General features: G+C 71.5%; 15 protein-coding genes. 10 read left to right on the forward strand and 5 right to left on the reverse strand.

Going from position 1 to position 17,419, the window contains the following annotated elements; genetic code table 11:
- Positions 1-23: 23 nt before the first annotated feature.
- The 3 genes from M8C13_RS01575 to M8C13_RS01585 are packed head-to-tail and all read left to right on the forward strand — an operon-like array spanning position 24 to position 4,236.
- The gene (locus tag M8C13_RS01575) at positions 24-2,960 is read left to right on the forward strand and encodes a CARDB domain-containing protein (protein ID WP_252478589.1); all 2,937 of its coding nucleotides are present in this window, start codon (positions 24-26) and stop codon (positions 2,958-2,960) included.
- Positions 2,961-3,014: 54 nt separating this feature from the next.
- Positions 3,015-3,881, forward strand: a complete 867-nt coding sequence (locus M8C13_RS01580; protein WP_252478590.1) for an alpha/beta fold hydrolase — start codon at positions 3,015-3,017, stop codon at positions 3,879-3,881.
- The gene (locus tag M8C13_RS01585; protein ID WP_252478591.1) at positions 3,874-4,236 is read left to right on the forward strand and encodes a DUF4180 domain-containing protein; all 363 of its coding nucleotides are present in this window, start codon (positions 3,874-3,876) and stop codon (positions 4,234-4,236) included. The genes M8C13_RS01580 and M8C13_RS01585 overlap by 8 nt, the downstream gene beginning before the upstream one ends.
- Before the next feature lie 3 nt (positions 4,237-4,239).
- Here M8C13_RS01585 and M8C13_RS01590 read toward each other — a convergent pair whose 3' ends face one another.
- Positions 4,240-4,629, reverse strand: a complete 390-nt coding sequence (locus M8C13_RS01590) for a VOC family protein (RefSeq protein ID WP_252478592.1) — start codon at positions 4,627-4,629, stop codon at positions 4,240-4,242.
- Positions 4,630-4,796: 167 nt separating this feature from the next.
- On the opposite strand from M8C13_RS01590, the gene M8C13_RS01595 reads away from it, so the two are divergent.
- Together M8C13_RS01595 and M8C13_RS01600 are read left to right on the forward strand one after the other, a co-directional pair.
- Positions 4,797-4,943, forward strand: coding sequence for a hypothetical protein (locus tag M8C13_RS01595; RefSeq protein ID WP_252478593.1), 147 nt, complete (start codon positions 4,797-4,799; stop codon positions 4,941-4,943).
- Positions 4,944-5,227: 284 nt separating this feature from the next.
- The gene (locus tag M8C13_RS01600) at positions 5,228-5,923 is read left to right on the forward strand and encodes an NPP1 family protein (RefSeq protein WP_252478594.1); all 696 of its coding nucleotides are present in this window, start codon (positions 5,228-5,230) and stop codon (positions 5,921-5,923) included.
- 198 nt (positions 5,924-6,121) lie between these two features.
- Here M8C13_RS01600 and M8C13_RS01605 read toward each other — a convergent pair whose 3' ends face one another.
- The gene (locus M8C13_RS01605) at positions 6,122-9,664 is read right to left on the reverse strand and encodes a helix-turn-helix domain-containing protein (protein ID WP_252478595.1); all 3,543 of its coding nucleotides are present in this window, start codon (positions 9,662-9,664) and stop codon (positions 6,122-6,124) included.
- Between the two features lie 202 nt (positions 9,665-9,866).
- Between M8C13_RS01605 and M8C13_RS01610 the strand changes: the two genes are divergently transcribed.
- Positions 9,867-10,067 carry a hypothetical protein gene (locus tag M8C13_RS01610; protein ID WP_252478596.1) on the forward strand — a complete coding sequence of 67 codons (201 nt, stop codon included), beginning with the start codon at positions 9,867-9,869 and terminating at the stop codon, positions 10,065-10,067.
- An 11-nt stretch (positions 10,068-10,078) separates the two neighbouring features.
- Here the strand turns inward: M8C13_RS01610 and M8C13_RS01615 are convergent, their stop codons facing one another.
- Complete coding sequence (locus M8C13_RS01615; protein ID WP_252478597.1) at positions 10,079-10,345, reverse strand: hypothetical protein; 267 nt, start codon at positions 10,343-10,345, stop codon at positions 10,079-10,081.
- A 276-nt stretch (positions 10,346-10,621) separates the two neighbouring features.
- Between M8C13_RS01615 and M8C13_RS01620 the strand changes: the two genes are divergently transcribed.
- From M8C13_RS01620 to M8C13_RS01630, 3 genes are read left to right on the forward strand one after another with little or no spacing between them, the layout of a single operon-like run.
- Positions 10,622-11,530, forward strand: a complete 909-nt coding sequence (locus tag M8C13_RS01620; RefSeq protein WP_252478598.1) for a glycosyltransferase family 2 protein — start codon at positions 10,622-10,624, stop codon at positions 11,528-11,530.
- Positions 11,527-12,453: a Gfo/Idh/MocA family protein gene (locus M8C13_RS01625; RefSeq protein ID WP_252478599.1), complete on the forward strand. Its 927-nt coding sequence runs from the start codon at positions 11,527-11,529 to the stop codon at positions 12,451-12,453. Before M8C13_RS01620 ends, M8C13_RS01625 begins: the two co-directional genes overlap by 4 nt.
- Positions 12,454-12,505: 52 nt before the next feature.
- Positions 12,506-12,871, forward strand: a complete 366-nt coding sequence (locus M8C13_RS01630) for an S-adenosylmethionine decarboxylase family protein (protein WP_252478600.1) — start codon at positions 12,506-12,508, stop codon at positions 12,869-12,871.
- Here M8C13_RS01630 and M8C13_RS01635 read toward each other — a convergent pair.
- The gene (locus M8C13_RS01635; RefSeq protein WP_252478601.1) at positions 12,868-13,167 is read right to left on the reverse strand and encodes a hypothetical protein; all 300 of its coding nucleotides are present in this window, start codon (positions 13,165-13,167) and stop codon (positions 12,868-12,870) included. The genes M8C13_RS01630 and M8C13_RS01635 overlap by 4 nt on opposite strands.
- Before the next feature lie 216 nt (positions 13,168-13,383).
- Between M8C13_RS01635 and M8C13_RS01640 the strand changes: the two genes are divergently transcribed.
- The gene (locus M8C13_RS01640) at positions 13,384-15,093 is read left to right on the forward strand and encodes a hypothetical protein (protein WP_252478602.1); all 1,710 of its coding nucleotides are present in this window, start codon (positions 13,384-13,386) and stop codon (positions 15,091-15,093) included.
- On the opposite strand, the gene M8C13_RS01645 is transcribed toward M8C13_RS01640, so the two are convergent.
- Positions 15,040-16,950: a tetratricopeptide repeat protein gene (locus tag M8C13_RS01645; RefSeq protein WP_252478603.1), complete on the reverse strand. Its 1,911-nt coding sequence runs from the start codon at positions 16,948-16,950 to the stop codon at positions 15,040-15,042. The genes M8C13_RS01640 and M8C13_RS01645 overlap by 54 nt on opposite strands.
- Positions 16,951-17,419: the final 469 nt, after the last annotated feature.

Below are 17,419 nucleotides of genomic sequence, written 5' to 3' on the forward strand. Positions count from 1 at the left end.
CGGAAAACCGAACAGAGGTCCCCATGCACTGGAAGCAGCTCAGTAGACGGTTGACCACCGCCCTGCTCGCCCTCGGCCTGCTCAGCGCCGGGCTGCCGGCCGCGACCGCGCTGGCCGCACCCGCCGACCTGGCCAGGGGCAAGGCGATCGAGGCCTCCTCCACCACGCAGCACTACGTGGCCGGTAACGCCAACGACGGCAACATCGGCAGCTACTGGGAGTCCGCGGACCACCCGGCCACGCTGACCGTGAAGCTCGGCGCCAACGCCGACCTGGACTCGGTGGTGCTCAAGCTCAACCCGGACCCGATCTGGGCCGCGCGCACCCAGAGCATCCAGGTGCTCGGCCGCGACCAGGGCGGCGCGGAGTTCACCTCGTTGCGCGACCGCGCGGACTACCGCTTCGACCCGCACGGCAACCAGAACTCCGTCACCATCCCGGTCAGGGGCCGGGCCGCGGACCTGCGGTTGCAGTTCTTCGGCAACACCGGCGCACCGGGCGGCCAGGTCGGCGAGCTCCAGGTCCTCGGCACCCCCGCGCCCAACCCGGACCTGACCGTGGCCTCGGTCGGCTGGAACCCGCCCAGCCCGGTGGAGACCGACCAGATCACGCTGACCGCCCAGGTCCGCAACACCGGCTCGGCGGCCTCCGGCGCGACCACGGTGAACTTCAGCCTGGGCGGCGCGGTGGTCGGCAGCGCCCCGGTGGGCGCGCTGGCCGCGGGCGGCTCGGCCGGCGTCTCGGTCAGCGCCGGGACCAGGCCGGTGGGCAGCTACCCGGTGACCGCGCTGGTCGACCCGAACAACACCGTGGCCGAGCAGAACGACGCCAACAACAGCCACACCGCGCCGAACCAGCTCGCCGTGGCCCAGGCCCCCGGCCCCGACCTGGAGGTCCTCGGCGTGGCCTCGAACCCGGCGAGCCCGCCGGTCGGCGCGCAGGTCAGCTTCACCGTGCGGCTGCGCAACCGCGGCACCAGCACCGCTGGGAACACGGTCACCCGGCTGGCGGTGGGTGGCAGCATGCTGAACACCCCCACCGGCCCGATCGCCGCGGGCGCGGAGAGCACGGTCGCGGTCAACGGCAGCTGGACCGCCACCAGCGGCGGGGCCACCATCACCGCCACCGCGGACGCCACCGGCGTGCTGGCCGAGACCAACGAGAACAACAACTCGCTGTCCCACTCGATCGTGGTCGGCCGCGGCGCGGCGGTGCCCTACGTGGAGTACGAGGCCGAGGCCGCCCGCTACCAGGGCCAGTTGCTCAGCGCCGACCCGCTGCGCACCTTCGGGCACACCAACTTCGCCACCGAGTCATCCGGGCGGCAGTCGGTGCGGCTGACCAGCACCGGGCAGTTCGTGGAGTTCACCTCGGCCAACCAGGCCAACTCGATCGTGGTGCGCAACTCGATCCCAGACGCGCCCGGTGGCGGCGGCATCGAGGCCACCATCAGCCTGTACGTCAACGACACCTTCCTCCGCAAGCTCACCCTGTCCTCGCGGCACAGCTGGCTCTACGGCAACAGCGACGGACCCGAGTCGCTGACCAACCGCCCGCAGCCCGACGCCCGGCGGCTGTTCGACGAGTCGCACGCGCTGCTGGCCAGCTCCTACCCGCCCGGCACCCGCTTCCGCCTGCAGCGCGACGCCGGGGACACCGCCGCGTTCTACATCATCGACCTGATCGACCTGGAGCAGGTCGCGCCCCCGGCCAGCCAGCCCGCGGGCTGCACCTCGATCACCAGCTACGGCGCGGTGCCCAATGACGGCAACGACGACACCGACGCCATCCAGCGCGCGGTCACCGACGACCAGAACGGCGTGATCGGCTGCGTGTGGATCCCGGCCGGGCAGTGGCGGCAGGAGAAGAAGATCCTCACCGACGACCCGCACAACCGGGGTCAGTTCAACCAGGTCGGGATCAGCAACGTCACCATCCGCGGCGCGGGCATGTGGCACTCGCAGCTGTACACGCTGACCGAGCCGCACCTGGCCACCGGCGGGATCAACCACCCGCACGAGGGCAACTTCGGCTTCGACATCGACCAGAACACCCAGATCTCGGACATCGCCATCTTCGGCTCCGGCCGGATCCGCGGCGGGGACGGCAACGCCGAGGGCGGGGTGGGGCTCAACGGGCGCTTCGGCACCGGCACCAAGATCAGCAACGTCTGGATCGAGCACGCCAACGTGGGGGTGTGGGTCGGCCGCGACTTCGACAACATCCCCGAGCTGTGGGGGCCGGGCGACGGGCTGGAGTTCAGCGGCATGCGGATCCGCAACACCTACGCCGACGGGATCAACTTCACCAACGGCACCCGCAACTCCAAGGTGTTCAACTCCTCCTTCCGCACCACCGGTGACGACGCGCTCGCGGTGTGGGCCAACAAGTACGTGAAGAACCAGTCCGTGGACATCGCGCACGACAACCACTTCGTCAACAACACCATCCAGTTGCCCTGGCGCGCCAACGGGATCGCGGTCTACGGCGGCTACGGCAACCGGATCGAGAACAACCTCGTCTACGACACCATGAACTACCCGGGCATCATGCTGGCCACCGACCACGACCCGCTGCCGTTCTCCGGGCAGACCCTGATCGCCAACAACGCGCTGCACCGCTGCGGCGGGGTGTTCTGGGGCGAGGCGCAGAAGTTCGGCGCGATCACCCTGTTCCCGCAGAACCTGCCCATCCCGGGCGTCACCATCCGGGACACCGAGGTGCTGGACTCCACCTACGACGGCATCCAGTTCAAGACCGGCGGCGGGGAGATGCCAAACGTGGCAATCACCAACGTGCGCATCGACAAGTCCGGCAACGGGGCGGGAATCCTGGCCATGGGCGGGGCGCGGGGCAGCGCCACGCTGACCAACGTCACCATCACCAACTCCGCCACCGGCCACATTGTCCGCGAACCGGGCTCCACCTTCGTCATCAATGGCGCCGCTCACACTCCCTAACATTCCCTATCAACGCCCTTTGAAGGAAGTTTGCGGCATGTTACGGTAGCTCGCATGCCGCAACAAGACATCTACCGCTCCCCATCCGGCCGCCAGCTGCTGCTCGACGGTTACCGGGCACAGCTGGCGGCCTGGCCGGGGACGCCCGAACAGCGGCACGTGCCGACCCCCGAGGGCGAGACCTTCGTGGTCTCGGCAGGCCCGCTCACCGCGCCGCCACTGGTGCTACTGCACGGCTCGGGCAGCAACTCCGCGCAGTGGGTGGCCCGTTTCGCCGAGCTGACCCCGCACTTCCGGGTGCACGCGGTCGACATCATCGGCGAGCCGGGCCTGAGCGCGCCGTCCCGGCCGGAGCCGGGCACAGACAGGTACGCGGTGTGGCTGGACGCGGTGCTGGACCAGCTGGGTCTGTCCGAAGTGGACATCATGGGTTACTCGCTGGGCAGCTGGCTGGCCCTGGACTACGCGATCCGCCGCCCGGCCAGGGTGCGCAGGCTCGCGCTGACCTGTCCGCCGGGCCTGAGCAGACCGCGGAAGGGCTACCTGCTCAAGGCGGTGCTGCTGGCCCCGTTCGGCCGCTGGGGCAAGCGCCGCACAGTGGTCGGCATGCTCGGCCGCGGACTGTCCACTGTGGACCTGGATGCGGTGGTCGAGCACACCGTGCGGATGTCCACGCACTACCGGTACCGCAGCGGCGAGCTCCCGGTCTTCACCGACGAGGAGCTGGCCGGTCTCACCATCCCGGTGCACGTCGTGGTCGGCGCGGAGGACGTCATGTTGGATGCCGCGATCACCAAGCAGCGCCTGGAAACCCACGTGCCGCGGGCCACCGTCCGCCTGCTGCCCGGCGTCGGGCACCTGGTGCCGCCACAGGACTCCGAGCTGGAGTTCCTCACCGCCGAAGGGAGCCGACATGGTTGAGCAGATCCACGGTGTCCCGGTGCTGCACTGCGCGCCCGAGGGCCACCGCCTGGGCGCCGAGCGGGAGGCCACCGACCTGATCGGCGAGGCCTGGTCCCGACAGGCGAACACGGTGGTGATCCCGGTGACGCGGCTGTCCGAGGAGTTCTTCCGGCTGGAGACCAGGCTGCTCGGCGACTTCGCGCAGAAGTTCGTCAACTACGGCATCCGGCTGGTCTTCCTCGGCGACGTGTCCGCGCACGCGGCCCGCAGCAGCGCGCTGACCAGCTACCTGCGCGAGACCAACCGCGGCAAGCACGTGTGGTTCCTGGCCGACCGCGCCGAGCTCACCGCCCGGCTGGCTCCGGCCGGCTGACGCTCAAGGGCAGCGGGTGGCCAGCACGCAGAACTCGTTGTCCTCCGGATCGGCCAGGGTGACCCAGCTGACCCCGTCACCCTGGCCGACATCGGCGTGCCGCGCCCCCAGCTCGATCAGGCGGCGGACCTCCTCGGCCTGCTCCCGGTCGGTCGGGTTGAGGTCGATGTGCAGCCGGTTCTTGGCGGTCTTGCCCTCCGGCACCCGCGCGAAGGTCAGCAGCGGCGGCACCGGACCGGGCCGGTCCTTGCCCTCCGGCACCAGCGGCGAGCCGATGGTCACGATCTCCTCGTCCTGGTGCAGCACCTCGTAGCCGAGCACCGCGCACCAGAACCGGGCCAGCCCCACGGGATCGGCGCAGTCGATGGCGAGCTCGGCGAACTTGCTGGCCATGGCAGGGACCTCCCCAGTCAAGATTTTCCTGCCGGAACCCTACGCTGCCCCGGTGACAGTCAGCCCGGACGACCTGGACACCCTGAGGCACACCGCCCGACGGGCCTGGCGGACCCGGCCTGGGGCTGGGGCTGGCGCTGGATCCGCCGCGGCAGGCGTGTGCCCGGGTGCTGGACCGGATGTTCCCGCACCGCGCCGCAGAGCTGGGCGAGATCGATCCGTGGCTGGGGTTGCTGTGGGCGACGGACCGGATCTCGTTGCCGGGCAAGGAGCGGCAGACCGGCTGGCGCTGGCGGGGCGCGCCACCGGCTTAGCCGCCCGGTGGTGACGCCGGGGGCACGGCACGGTCGCGCGCCGGTGAACGCCCGTTGATCGGCTCCGGAACCTTTCGCGGACCGCGCCCCAGCGGGACGGACACCGACGCACGGCCCTTGACGGGGGTGTGGGTGCCCGCTGGAGCATGGTCACGTCCAGAACCGCCGCCACCACGGTTCACGGAGGTCTGCCCATGCAGCGCAGCGCTGTGCCCCCACGCCGGAGGCCGCGATGGTTCTCCTTCGCGCGCAACGCAATCGTTGGCGCTGCCGCGCTGGCGGTGGTGTTGCCGGGCGTCGCGTTCGCCGAGCCGCCCAGGGCACTGCCGGGTAGCGCCCCGGCCGAGGATGCCCGCTGGCAGCCCGCTTTCGACTACGACGGCGACGGTTGTTACCCGACCCCGGCCATCGGCCCGGACGGCACCCTCAACGCCGGTCTGAAGCCGACCGGGGCGCTCAACGGTAACTGCCGCGACCTGTCGGACCTGAACAACACCAACATGTACTCCCGCAACCGCTGCAACAACGGCTGGTGCGCCTACATGTACGACCTGTACTTCGAGAAGGACCAGGCGGTGGCCGGGATCGAGAGCGGGCACCGGCACGACATCGAGCACGTGGTGATCTGGGTGCAGAACGGGTCCGCCCAGCACGTCTCGACCTCCGCGCACGGCAAGTACACCACCAAGCCCTCCTCGCAGGTCGCCTGGGAGGGCTCGCACGCCAAGATCGTCTATCACAAGGACGGCATCGGCACGCACTGCTTCCGGCACGCCAGCGCCTCCGAACCGCCGGAGAACCACAAGGGCGCCTGGCAGTACCCGACCCTGGTGGGCTGGGACAACTACCCGTCCGGGATCAGGGACAAGCTGGTGCAGGCCAACTTCGGCAGCGCCGGGTTCGGGCTGAAGGACAGCGCGTTCGGCTGGGAGCTGGAGAAGGCCAAGCCCGCCGGCATCCCGTTCAACCCGCACGGCTGAGTCCAACCGGGCACCGCTCTCCGCCAGGAGCGGTGCGAAGGCCGTGTCCCCCAAGCCCCGCCCGCGCTAGCCGCGCCGGTTCGGCCGCTGGCGGCACGGCCGGAACGCCCGAATACACCCGGTATGAGGCCGTCCCGGCCGCACCGCCAGCGACCAAACCGATCACGGCTCCCGCAGACGGGGCTTGGGGGACACGGCCTAACAGGGCGGCTGGAACTCCATCCCCGGGAAGTGCCGTTCCCACTCCGCGCGGCTGATCCGCGGGTGGGCCACCGCGCAGATCCGGGCCGCCACCCGCTCCAGGTCGGTGTCCCACAACCGCACCGTGCGGTCGTTGCCGGTGGTGACCACCCTGGTGCCGTCCGGGCTGACCGCCACCCCCGGCACCGGTCCCTGGTGGCCGACCAGCCGGGCTCGCTCCACCGGCGCGTGCGGATCGCTCAGGTCCCACACCCGCACCACCCCGTCCTCCGCGCCCGCCACCAGGCGCCTGCCGTCGGGGGCGAAGGCCAGCCAGTACACCACCGGCAGGCCGGAGATCGCCGCCAGCTCACCACCCTGGTCGCGCAGCCGCACCGTGTGGTCCCCCGGCTGGTAGCTGGCCATGAACCGGCCGTCCGGGCTCAGCGCGCCCACGTTGGCCGCGGCGGCGCCCGCGGGCTGGGGCAGCTCGACCGGGCGGGCCGGGTCGGTGACGCGCCACTGGCGGACCGGGGTGTTCGTGGTCCACAGGGTCAGCACCGCATCGTCCGGGCTGAACGCGGTGGCCAGGTTGGTGTGCGGGGTCTCGGCGAACCGGGCCAGGACCCGGCGTGCGGCCACGTCCCACAGGGTCACCGCGCTGAGGCCGACCGCGGCCAGCACCCGGCCGTTGTGGCTGAACTTCACCGTGGTGATCTCCCCGGTGTCGCCTGCCAGTGGCGGCAGCGCGCGCGGGGCGGCCGGGTTCGTGAGGTCCCACAGCCACACCGAGCCGTCCTCGCTGGCCGCGGCGAGCAGGTGGTCGCGGGGGTGGAAGGCGACGCCGCGGACGAAGGCGCCCGGTCCGGTCAGCTGGGCCAGCGGGCGCGGGTGCCGGGCGTCCCACAACCGGACCGTGCGGTCCCAGCTGCCGGTGGCCAGCAGGTTGCCGTCGGGGCTGAAGGCGGCCGTGGTGACCACGTCCTCGTGCCCGGTGAGCGGCAGCTCGCGCAGGTCCTTGATCCACTGCGGGGTGGCCACGGTGTTGCCGTCCGGGGCGAAGGCCACCTGGTAGGTCCCGCCGGGCAGGGTGCTGACCTTGCGCGGCGCGGCCGGATCGGTCACCTCCCACAGCACGGTGCTGCCGCTGCCGTTGGTGGCCAGCCGGCGCCCGTCCTTGCTGAAGGCCGCCGACCACATGATGGTCTTGTGCTCGCCGAGGGTGGCCAGCGGCCGCAGGTCCGCGGTGCGCCACAGCCGCACGGTCCGGTCCCAGCTCGCGGTGGCCATGGTGGCGCCGTCCGGGCTGATCGACACGCTCGGCACGGTGGCGGTGTGCCCGCTGACCTGGCCGCGCAGCCGGGGTGTGCCGTTCAGCTCCCACAGCCGGGCGGTGTGGTCGCCCGCGGTGGCCAGCAGGCCGCCGTCCCGGCTGAAGGTGACCGAGGTGACCGGGCCGGAGTGGCCGGGCAAAGTGCCGGTCTCCCTTGGCCTGCGCGGATCGCCGAGGTCCCACAGCCTGGTCAGGCCGTCCCCGCCGCCGGTGGCCGCGCTCCGGCCGTCTGGGCTGAACGCCACCGAGTTCAGCGCGGCCGGGACGGTGGACAGCGGCAGCGGGACCCGCGGATCGCTGATCTCCCACAGCCGCAGGGCGCCGTGGTCCACGGTGGCCAGCAGCTTGCCGCCGGGGTGGAAGACCACCTCGCGGGCGGCCGCGGCCAGCGGGAGCACCGCCAGCTCGACCGGGCGGTTCGCATCGGCGATGTCCCACAGCCGGACCGTGCGGTCCCAGCCCGCGGTGGCCGCGACCGGTCCTGATGGCGCGTAGGCCACCGAGACCACCTCGCCGGTGTGCCCGGTGAACCGGCCGCGGTAGGGCGAGGTGAACGCGGCCAGCACCGCGTCGGCCAGCTCCGGGTGCGGGGAGCGGCGGTAGGCGGCCAGCCGCAGCTGCATGGCCAGCGCCGGTTCCTGCTCCTGCAAGGTGATCGCCGAGGCCACCGCGTTGCGGCCGAGGGCCAGGTCGCGCTGCTCGGCCACCAGGTGGCGGGAGCGCGCGGCGACCAGGGTGGCCGTGCTCGCCAGCACCAGCAGCGCCACCAGCAGGGTGGTCAGCCTGCGCCGGGTGCGCACCCGGCGCTGCCCGGCGGCCGCGCTGGCGCGCAGGAAGTCCCGTTCGCCCTCGGACAGCTCGGTGTCGTGCTCGGCGGCCCACTGCGCGGCCGCGCTGAGCCGGAGGCCGGAGTAGAGCGCGCCGGAGTCGTGGCCGAGACCGGTCCACTCGTGCGCGGCCTGGGTGAGCTGGCGGTGCAGGCGCAGCCCGGCCCGGTCCGCGGCGATCCACTCGGCCAGCCGGGGCCAGGCCCGCAGCAGGGCCTCGTGCGCGATCTCCACGGTGTCCCGGTCCAGCACCAGCAGCCGCGCCTCCACCAGGGTCTCGATCGCGGCCTGGGCCGGTTTCGCCGCGCTGCCAAGCAGTTCGGCGTGCTGGACCCGGCGGCGGGCGGGCTCGTCCCGCTCGTCGATGCGGACCAGCCGCAGCAGCACCCGCCTGGCCGCGTCCTGGGCCTCGGGGCCGAGCTGGTCGTAGGCGCGTTCGGCCGCGGCCGCCACCGCGCCCTCGATCCCGCCGGTGAGCCGGTACCCGGCCACGGTCAGCGCCTCGGCGCTGCGCTGCTGCCAGGTGCCCAGCAGCGCGTAGGACAGCAGCGGCAGCGCGCCGGGGTCGTAGGTCGCGCCGGGATCCTCCCCGGCCAGGCCCAGATCGCGCAGCAGCAGCTCGACCAGCCCCGGTTCCACCGTCAGCCCCGCGGTCCCGGCCGGTCCGGTGATGGCCTCGACCAGCTCCTGGCGGCACATCGCGCCCACGGTGAACTGGTTGTGCCGCACCGCTTCCAGCAGCTGCGGCTGGGCCAGGCAGGCGCCGAAGAAGTCCGCGCGCACCCCCAGCACCACCAGGGTGCCGGTCTTGGCCGCCGCGCACAGGGCGGTGATGAACTCGCGGCGCTCGTCGGGGTCCTCGCAGAGGGTGAAGACCTCCTCGAACTGGTCCACCACCAGCACCCCGCCGGGCTCGGGCAGCACCCGCATCGGCGTGGCGGTCGGGGTGCGCACCCGGACCGGCCCGTCCACCAGCAGCGCGCCCCGGCCCAGCGCGGGCGCCAGCCCGGCTCGCAGCAGCGAGGACTTGCCCGCGCCGGAGACCCCGAACACCAGCAGCGGCAACCCGTTCGCCCTGGCCCCGGCCAGCCGCCCGAGCAGCGCGGCGGTGGCCCGCTCCCTGCCGTGGAACCAGCAGGCGTCCTCGGCCTCGAAGGCGGCCAGACCCTGGTAGGGGCAGCGCGGGTGGTCCAGGCCGGCCAGCGCGATCAGCTCACCGTCCGTGGCGAGGGCCTCGTCCAGCCTGCTTGCCAGGCCGGGGTTGACCGGTTTGCGGCCGTTCTCGATGTTGCTCAGATATCCCTTGCTGTAGTGCACCAGCTGCGCCACCTGGGTCAGGGACAGTCCCCGTTCGGTGCGCAGCCTGCGTAGCCCCGCGCCGAAACCCGTCGCCTCCGCCAACCCGTTCCTCCTGATCAACTGTGGTATCCCGGAGGAGCGTAGGCAGGGATACGGGCAACCCCTGCTCCCCATCGGGCAGATCACCGAACGTTGTTGAGGCCAGCCGGGCCACGAACGCGGATGACCTCGACACAAGGGGATCGACCATGCGACGCTCAACGGGCGCTGCCTGGACGTCAAGCACGGCCAGGTCAACGGCGCGGTGCAGGCCACCGGCGCCTGTCACAACCACGCCAACCAGCGCTGGCAGTGGAACGGCGACGTCAACCACGACGCCTTCGTGCGCACCCTGAGCACGCTGCAGGTGATGGGCATCGAGGACAACGGCCGTGGCGGCGGCATCAACATGCGCGACGAGGTCCCCGGCGCGGCCTGGCAGAAGTGGAAGCAGGTCGTGGTCTGACGCCTGCGCCGTCAGCCCGGGCCGGGCGGCTCCACCTGGTATCCCAGCAGGTCCGTCCGGCCCGGACGGCCGAACCCACCGGTGGCCGGGACCGCGCGCGGCACCGCGATCGGCTGGCCGCCGCGCCGCCGGACCTCCGCCGTCGGCGGTCGCGGCTCGCCCAAAACGTTGCGGCGCAAGGACTCCAGGAGCACCTCCGGCACCGGGACCTCGGCCCCCGGCTCGGTGTGGCGCACGGCCAGGCCGTCGCACTCCAGTGACGCGGCCAGCACGTGCATTCAGGCCCCCCTCTCCGCCATTCGCGCATCCTAGCGTTTTCGCGCATCCCATTACGATGCGCTTCTGGAGTTAATTCAGTCGGCCTAGCAACCCCTTGAGTTACCCAGTGACACCAGCACAAGGTAGTGACGCCGACTGTTCTGCGCTATCTTGACCGGAATGCCGGATGACGATTCGCCGACAAATGGACGCAGCAATTCGCAGCCTGCCAGAGATTCGCGCCCGTTCTGGGTATCCGAAAAACCTGGAGAGGCCCACATGGACCTGTTCGCCCCATGATCAGCGTCGTGATCCCGACCAGGGACCGCACCACCCGCCTGCACCTGACCCTGTCCGCGCTGCTGGCGCAGACCCTGGACCGGGACTCCTTCGAGGTGCTGCTGGTCGATGACGCGCCCCGGCCCGGCGCGGTGGAGACCGTGCTGGCCGCGCTGCCCACCGGCCTGCCGCTGCGGCTGGCCCGCTCCGGCGGCCGGGGTGTGGCCGCGGCCCGCAACGCCGGAGCCGGCCTCGCCCTCGGCGACCTGCTGCTGTTCCTGGACGACGACACCCTGGCCGACCCGGACCTGCTGCGCGCACACCTGGCCGCGCACACCGCGCCGCCCCCATTGCCCTTCACCCACACCGTCGCGCACAGCCGGGTCAGCGACCTCACCGCCTTCCTGTTCACCGCCGATCCCCTCCGCTTCAGCCGCACTCTCACCGGCGCCCGCGGCCGCACCCTCGCCCCCGCCGACCTGCCCACGCTTCCCCGCCTGGCCCGCACGCTCGGCCCGCGCTGCTCCTTCATCGAGGGCGTGGCCCGCGCGGTCACCGGCGTCCCGGCCTACCAGGAGCTGCGCTGGCTGGCCTGTGTCGGCACCGGCACCAGCATGTCCAGGGCGCTGTTCGAGCGCGCCGGTGGTTTCGACGAGGGCTTCGGCGCGTTGTGGGGCGGCGAGGACCTCGAGCTCGGTCTGCGACTGGCCGCGGCCGGCGCGGAGTTCCGGCTGCTGGATCCGGCCGCGTACCACTTGCCGCAGGCCCGCCACCACACCGGCGCGGACCTGCGGCGGTTCTGGGCCCTGGTGGCACAACGGCACGGCAGGCCACGACTGGAGCGGGTCGGCGACTTCCTGCGCGGCGACATCGGCCTGGACCAGCTCGCCGCCGAGCTCGCCCCCACCCCGCAGGCCGCGCCATGACCAGGGTCGCGATCATCGGCTGCGGCCGGGTGTGCCAGCGCTACCACCTGCCCTTCATCGACGCCCGGCCGGACCTGGAACTGGTCGGGGCCTGCGACCGCAACCCGGCCCGCACCGCGCAACTGTTCGCCAACGAGCCCGGCGTGCACGTCGGCGGCTCCGTGCACGAGATCCTGGACCGCACCAACCCGGATGTGCTGGTGGTCTGCACTCCCAACAACGACCACGTCGCCCCCGCCCTGACCGCCCTCAGCGCGGGCATCGCGGTGCTGTCGGAAAAACCACTGGCCGCCGACATCGAGCAGGCCAGGCTGTTCGCCGCGCACGCCACCGGCGACCCGCTCTTCGGCGTCAACCTGCCCTACCGCTTCCACGAGCTGCTGCCCCCGTTCGCCGAGGCGGTGCGCGGCAGCGAGGTCACCGGCATCGAGTTCGGCATGAGCACCCCCGGCGACCGCCTGTGGCGCGCCTTCACCCCGTGGTACCGCGATCCCCGGCTGGCCGGCGGCGGCGCGTTGCTGGACCTGGGCACCCACGCCCTGGACGTGCTGCGCACCGTCTTCGGCGAGCCGGAGCTGCGCACCTGCTCGGTGGCAGGCGGCCCGGTGGAGGAACGCGCGGAGCTGACCCTGTCCTTCGCCGGCGTGCCCGCGGCGCTGCGGGTGGACCGGTCCGCGCGCACCGTCACCATGGCGATCATCGCGCACACCACCGAGGGCAAGCACCTGCTGGACTTCCGGCGCGGCGAGCTCCGCCTGGCCGACGGCACGGTCCGCCAGGCCACCCACCGCCCCGAGCTCGCGGCCATGACCGCCTTCTACGACGCGGTCGGCGGCGGCCCCGGCGCGGTGGTCCCGGCCGCGGAGGCACTGCACCTCCAGGAGTTGGTGGTCGCGGCCTACCACCTGGCCGGGTCACCCTGACGCGCCAGTGTTCTCGCTGCGCCCCGGCCCGATCCGCCCTAGCCTGGGCGCCATGGCCGAACAGGAAGAGGTCCAGGTCGACGAGCTGTGCTCCTACGCGGTGGACGTGTGGGTGCGCGATCCGGCGATCCTGGTGGACGAGACCGCGCTGGTGGAACTGCTGCGCTCAGCGGCGACCGCGGGCAACGCGACCATCCTCGGCGAGACCGGGCACGTCTTCCCCAACGGCGCGGTGACCGCGGTGCTGGTGCTGTCCCAGTCCCACCTGAGCATCCACACCTGGCCGGAGTTCAGCCTGGCCAACATCGACCTGCTCGCCTACGGCAGGCTCAACGCCGAGCTCATGCTGGAAAAGATCGAAAAGGGCCTCAACCCGACCCGCATCAACGTGGCCCGCCTGCTCCGCGCGGTTCGCTAGGCGGGTGGCAGGTACTTCGGCGCCAGGAACTCCTCGATCGGCCGCGGCCCCACGTACTGCCGGCACGGGCACTGCGCGTAGGTGGTGCCGACGTAGGTGCCGTCCTTGCCGTAGGAGTCCTTCCGCTGCACCTCGGCGTGACAGCTGCCGTTCTCCTGATCGTGCATGGCCAGGGAGTGGCCGCAACCGCAGTCGGCGGTGAGCGGCTTCGGCTGGCGCTTGCGCCGGGTCAGCAGGCCCGCGACGTAGCCGACCAGCAGCAGTCCCCCACCGACGGCGAGCGTGATCGGATCCATCGAACGGCCCCCCGATCGCAATGGTTTCCCAGACCGGCCCATGTTACCGGCCGCCACCGGATCGAGCCGGGAAATGGCCGCCCCCAAAGGCACTATCCAGGGCAGCGAAGTGGATCTCCCGTGCCCGTCGGCACGTCGCCAGATGGCTGTGTAAGCTCGCCGGGTAAAATCGCTCTAGCTGGGGAAACGGCAGCCGCCGTTCATCGCGGAGGTCGAGTGCTGTCCGGCGAAGCCGAACTATGGTCGACGGTCGACACGCCTCGCGCGGTGCTGATCGTGGTGCGCAATCTGACCTCGCTGGTCCGGCTGCTCGACGTCATTCCGGCACTGGCATCCGACAAGCGGCTCACCTTCCGGTTCACCCTCGACGTGGGTTCCGCTTTCACCGCGGGGCTACGCCAACAGCTCGACCGCTTCAACATCACCCTGCACAACTGGGACGAGGTGGTCGGACTGAAGTTCGACCTCGTGCTGGCCGCACACGTGAACCCCTCGCTCGCCGCGCTGAAGGGCCGACTGGTGGTGGTACCGCACGGGGTCGGCTACAACCGCAGGCTCCCCCGGCGCACCAAGGAATTGAACGCTCCGGTCGGCCTGTCCCGGCGTGAGCTGAGCACCGAGGACGGGGTCTTCCCCGCGGCGATCGGCCTGTCCCACGAACGCCAGTACCGCCACCTCCGGCGGTGCCTGCCCGCCGCCGCCGACCGAGCCGAGGTCATCGGTGACCCCACTTGGGACCGGATCCGCGCCAGCACCACCCGGCGGGCCGCCTACCGCCGCGCACTGGGCGTTCGTCCTGACCAACGCCTGATCCTGGTCAGCTCCACCTGGGGCCGGAACTCCCTGCTCGGACGACAGCAAGATGTGGCGGAACAACTACTGGCCCAGCTCCCGTTGGATGAGTACCGGGTCGCGCTCGTCCTGCACCCCAACATCTGGGACTTCCACGGGGTCACCACCGTGCTCACCTGGTTCCGCGACGCATTGGACAGCGGCCTGCTGCTGATCCGGCCGGAGGACAGCTGGCAGGCCGCGGTCGTCGCCGCCGACATCGGTGTCGGCGACCACGGCTCCGTGGCCTTCTACACCGCCGCCCTCGGCTGCCCGTTCCTCACTGTCAGCCGCGGGTTCGAGGACCTCACTGCAAGCTCGGTCACCAGGCAGCTGATGCGCAGGGCGCCTCGGCTCCAGATGTCGGAGCCCCTGCGTTCGCAGATCGACGAAGCCTCGCCACTGGCTGCGCTCACCGAGATCACCGCGCGGGCGCTGGGTCATGAGGGCAAGTCCATGACGCTGCTCCGCCAACTGTTCTACCGCCTGCTCCAACTGCCCGCACCCGCGCAACCACCCCGCACCTCCGCCTTCACCGCGCCACAACCCTTGCGCGGCAACACGATCACCGCCTTCCACGTGCACGCGCGCAGGCATGACTGCAACACGGTCCTGGTGGAACGGTTCCCCGCGATCCTGGAACACTTCCGCTGCGGCAACAGCCACGCTGACCACCGTCTCGTGGTGCTCGACGAGGAGATCGACGACCAGCTGCGCGACAACGCCACGATCATCATCCAGACAGGTTCACTGCCCGCGGAGGACGTTGACCAGTGGGTGCGGCACACGCTGGAGAACACCAAAGCCGAACTGGTCGCCACCACCACCGGTGACCGCTGTGAGCTCACCTTCCACGAATCGCGGCAGCGCACCATCCGGCCAACGCGGTGCGCACCCGAGGCGACCTCGATGCTCGTCGCAGCGGTGATGGCTTACCACCTGGTCACCAGCGACGAGCTACCGCGCCCTGGCGAGAAGTTCACCGCGCGGCTGACCGGTCATCCCGAGGTGGAGGTCCGCGTGGAGCAGGACAGGCAGTCGCTACCCGCCCCCGAGATCGAGGCCGCCGGTCAGCTCGCGCAGGCGCGCGCGTGAGTTGGCCAGCAGGTCCCCTCCGCCCATCCGCTCCAGCGCCGCCACCAGTCCCCGCAACGCCCGCACCTCCCGCTCCGGTTGCCGCCGGATGCGCATGATCCGCGCCGCGACCGCCAGCTCCACACACGCCTCGCGGTCCTGGCCCAGCGCGGCGTAGGCATCGCCGAGCGCCAGCCGGGCTCGTCCGGCGGAGAACTCCTCGCCAAGCTGGACGAAGATCGCCAAGGCCCGGCGGATCGAGCCGATCGCCGCGGTGGCCTCGCCGAGCTGGGCCTGGACGCCGCCGAGCTGGTAGCTCTGCATGGCGATCCCGCGTTCGTCGGCCAACCGCTCGTTCAGCGCCAATGCCTGCCGGAAGTGCCCCGCGCTCTCCGCCACCCGCCCCTGCGAGCGGCGCAGCACCCCGTAGGACTCCACCACCGCCGCGATCGCGCGCTCATCGCCGCCGGCCGCGGCCTTGCTGTGCGCCTCCTCCAGGTCCTGTTCCGCCGCGGCGAAGGCGCCCAGCTCCATCCGCGCCCTGGCCAGCTGGTTGCGCATCCGGATCTCGGCCACCTGGTGGCCACACCGCTCGGCCGCGACCACCCCCAGCTGGTGCGCCTCGATCGAGTCCGCGAAGTGCTTGCGGGTGTGGTACGAGGGCCACAACGCCTCACACAGCTGCCACACGGCCTCGTGCCAGCCCTGATCCGCCGCACACCGGACCGCGGCCAGCAGGTTGCGCCGCTCCAGCTCGAACCAGCGCATGCCGGTGTCCGGGGCAAAGGCGAACACCGGTGCGGCGTCGTGCCGCGGTGCCAGACGCCAACGGTGCTCGCCCAGCACCGCCCGGTCCGCGGCCGCGGCCCCGTGCCGGTACCAGTCCACGATCCCGCGAAGCACCACGGCGTGCCCTGCCGAGCGGCGCGCGGACTGACTGGCGTGCAGCTTGACCAGTTCGTGCATGCGGTACCGGTCCTCGGTCAACCGCTCGACCAGATGCGCTTCACCCAGTTGCTCCAGCGCCTCGTCCACGGCGGCTACCGGCAGCCCGGTGGCCGCGGCAAGTACCTGCTGTCCGAAGTCCGGGCCAGGATGGGCGCCAACACAGTGGTAGACCACGCGGCTCTCGGTGGACAACTGCCCCGCGGCGGTCTCGAACAGCTGGTCGAAGGAATCGCGGTCGGCCTGGGACAGCCGAGACAGCCGGAGCCCATCGTCGCCGAAGTAGTCCAGCAGTTGGACCGGCGACCAGTGCCGCCGCCCGGTCAGCAGCGCGCCAACCACCAGCAAGGCCAATGGCAATCCGCCGCAGAATCCGGCCAGCCGCTCCAGCGACGCCTGGTCGTGCCCAGGGCCACCCGCGTTGGTCAGCTCCCGCAACAGCTCCACCCCGCGCTCCTGATCCAGCGGCCGCACGGGGATGAGCTCGACACCGTCCGGCCGCAGACCATTGAGCATGATCCGGCTGGTCACCAGCACCGCCCCCGCAGGCGATCCCGGCACGAACTGCCGGACCTGCGCGGCCTGATCCGCATTGTCCAGCAACACCAGGACATTGGACTCCGCGGTCATCGTGCGGAACAGGCCGATGCGTTCGGTGAACCGGCTCGGCAGCTCCCCGTTCCGGCCGAGCGCGCGCAGAAAACCGGCCGCCACCTCGTTCAGGTCGACCACGCCTCGATGCCGATACTCGTTGAGATCCGCATACAGCTGTCCGCCACCGAACCGTGTGTGGTTGCGGTGCGCCCACTGCACCGCGATCGCGGTCTTTCCCACTCCGCTCAGCCCGCTCAGCACCGCCACCATCGAGCGGCCCTGGTTCCAGTGTTCCTCAGCCAGCCGGTCAAGTCCGGCCAGCTCAGCATCCCGGTGCACCAGCCGGCTCGGCGCGGCCGGCAGTTGCCTGGGTACGTGATGACGCGGACCGGGCACCCCTAGAAAGCTCAGGTGGCTGATCTGGTTGGCCTGCACCGAATTGCCGTGCAAATACCCAGAGAGATCGTTGTGCGTGGCAGACGGAGGGGCACCGGCTTCATCGCTCTCGCCGGATTCTGGCGGCTGTGCCCCCATCCCGCTCACCCCTTGGTCATCCCACAGCCATAGGGATACCGCATTGTGCCTCGGCTCCGCTACCACCACCAACCCAGAAAAACGCACTCCCGGAGCGTTCCACCAAGTGGCGGTTGTCCGCGGGTCAGGGTTCCCCGCCGCAAGCATTGGTCAGTAGGGGCCGCCGCGAGTGGTGGGAACGGTCGACACGGGGTATTCCCAGGAGATGACCCAGCCGACGCCTCCGCCACCGCCGCCGTTGCAGCCCGAACCGCAGCCGGTCCCGCCCATCCCG

The organism is Crossiella sp. SN42 (assembly GCF_023897065.1).
Lineage (GTDB): Bacteria > Actinomycetota > Actinomycetes > Mycobacteriales > Pseudonocardiaceae > Crossiella.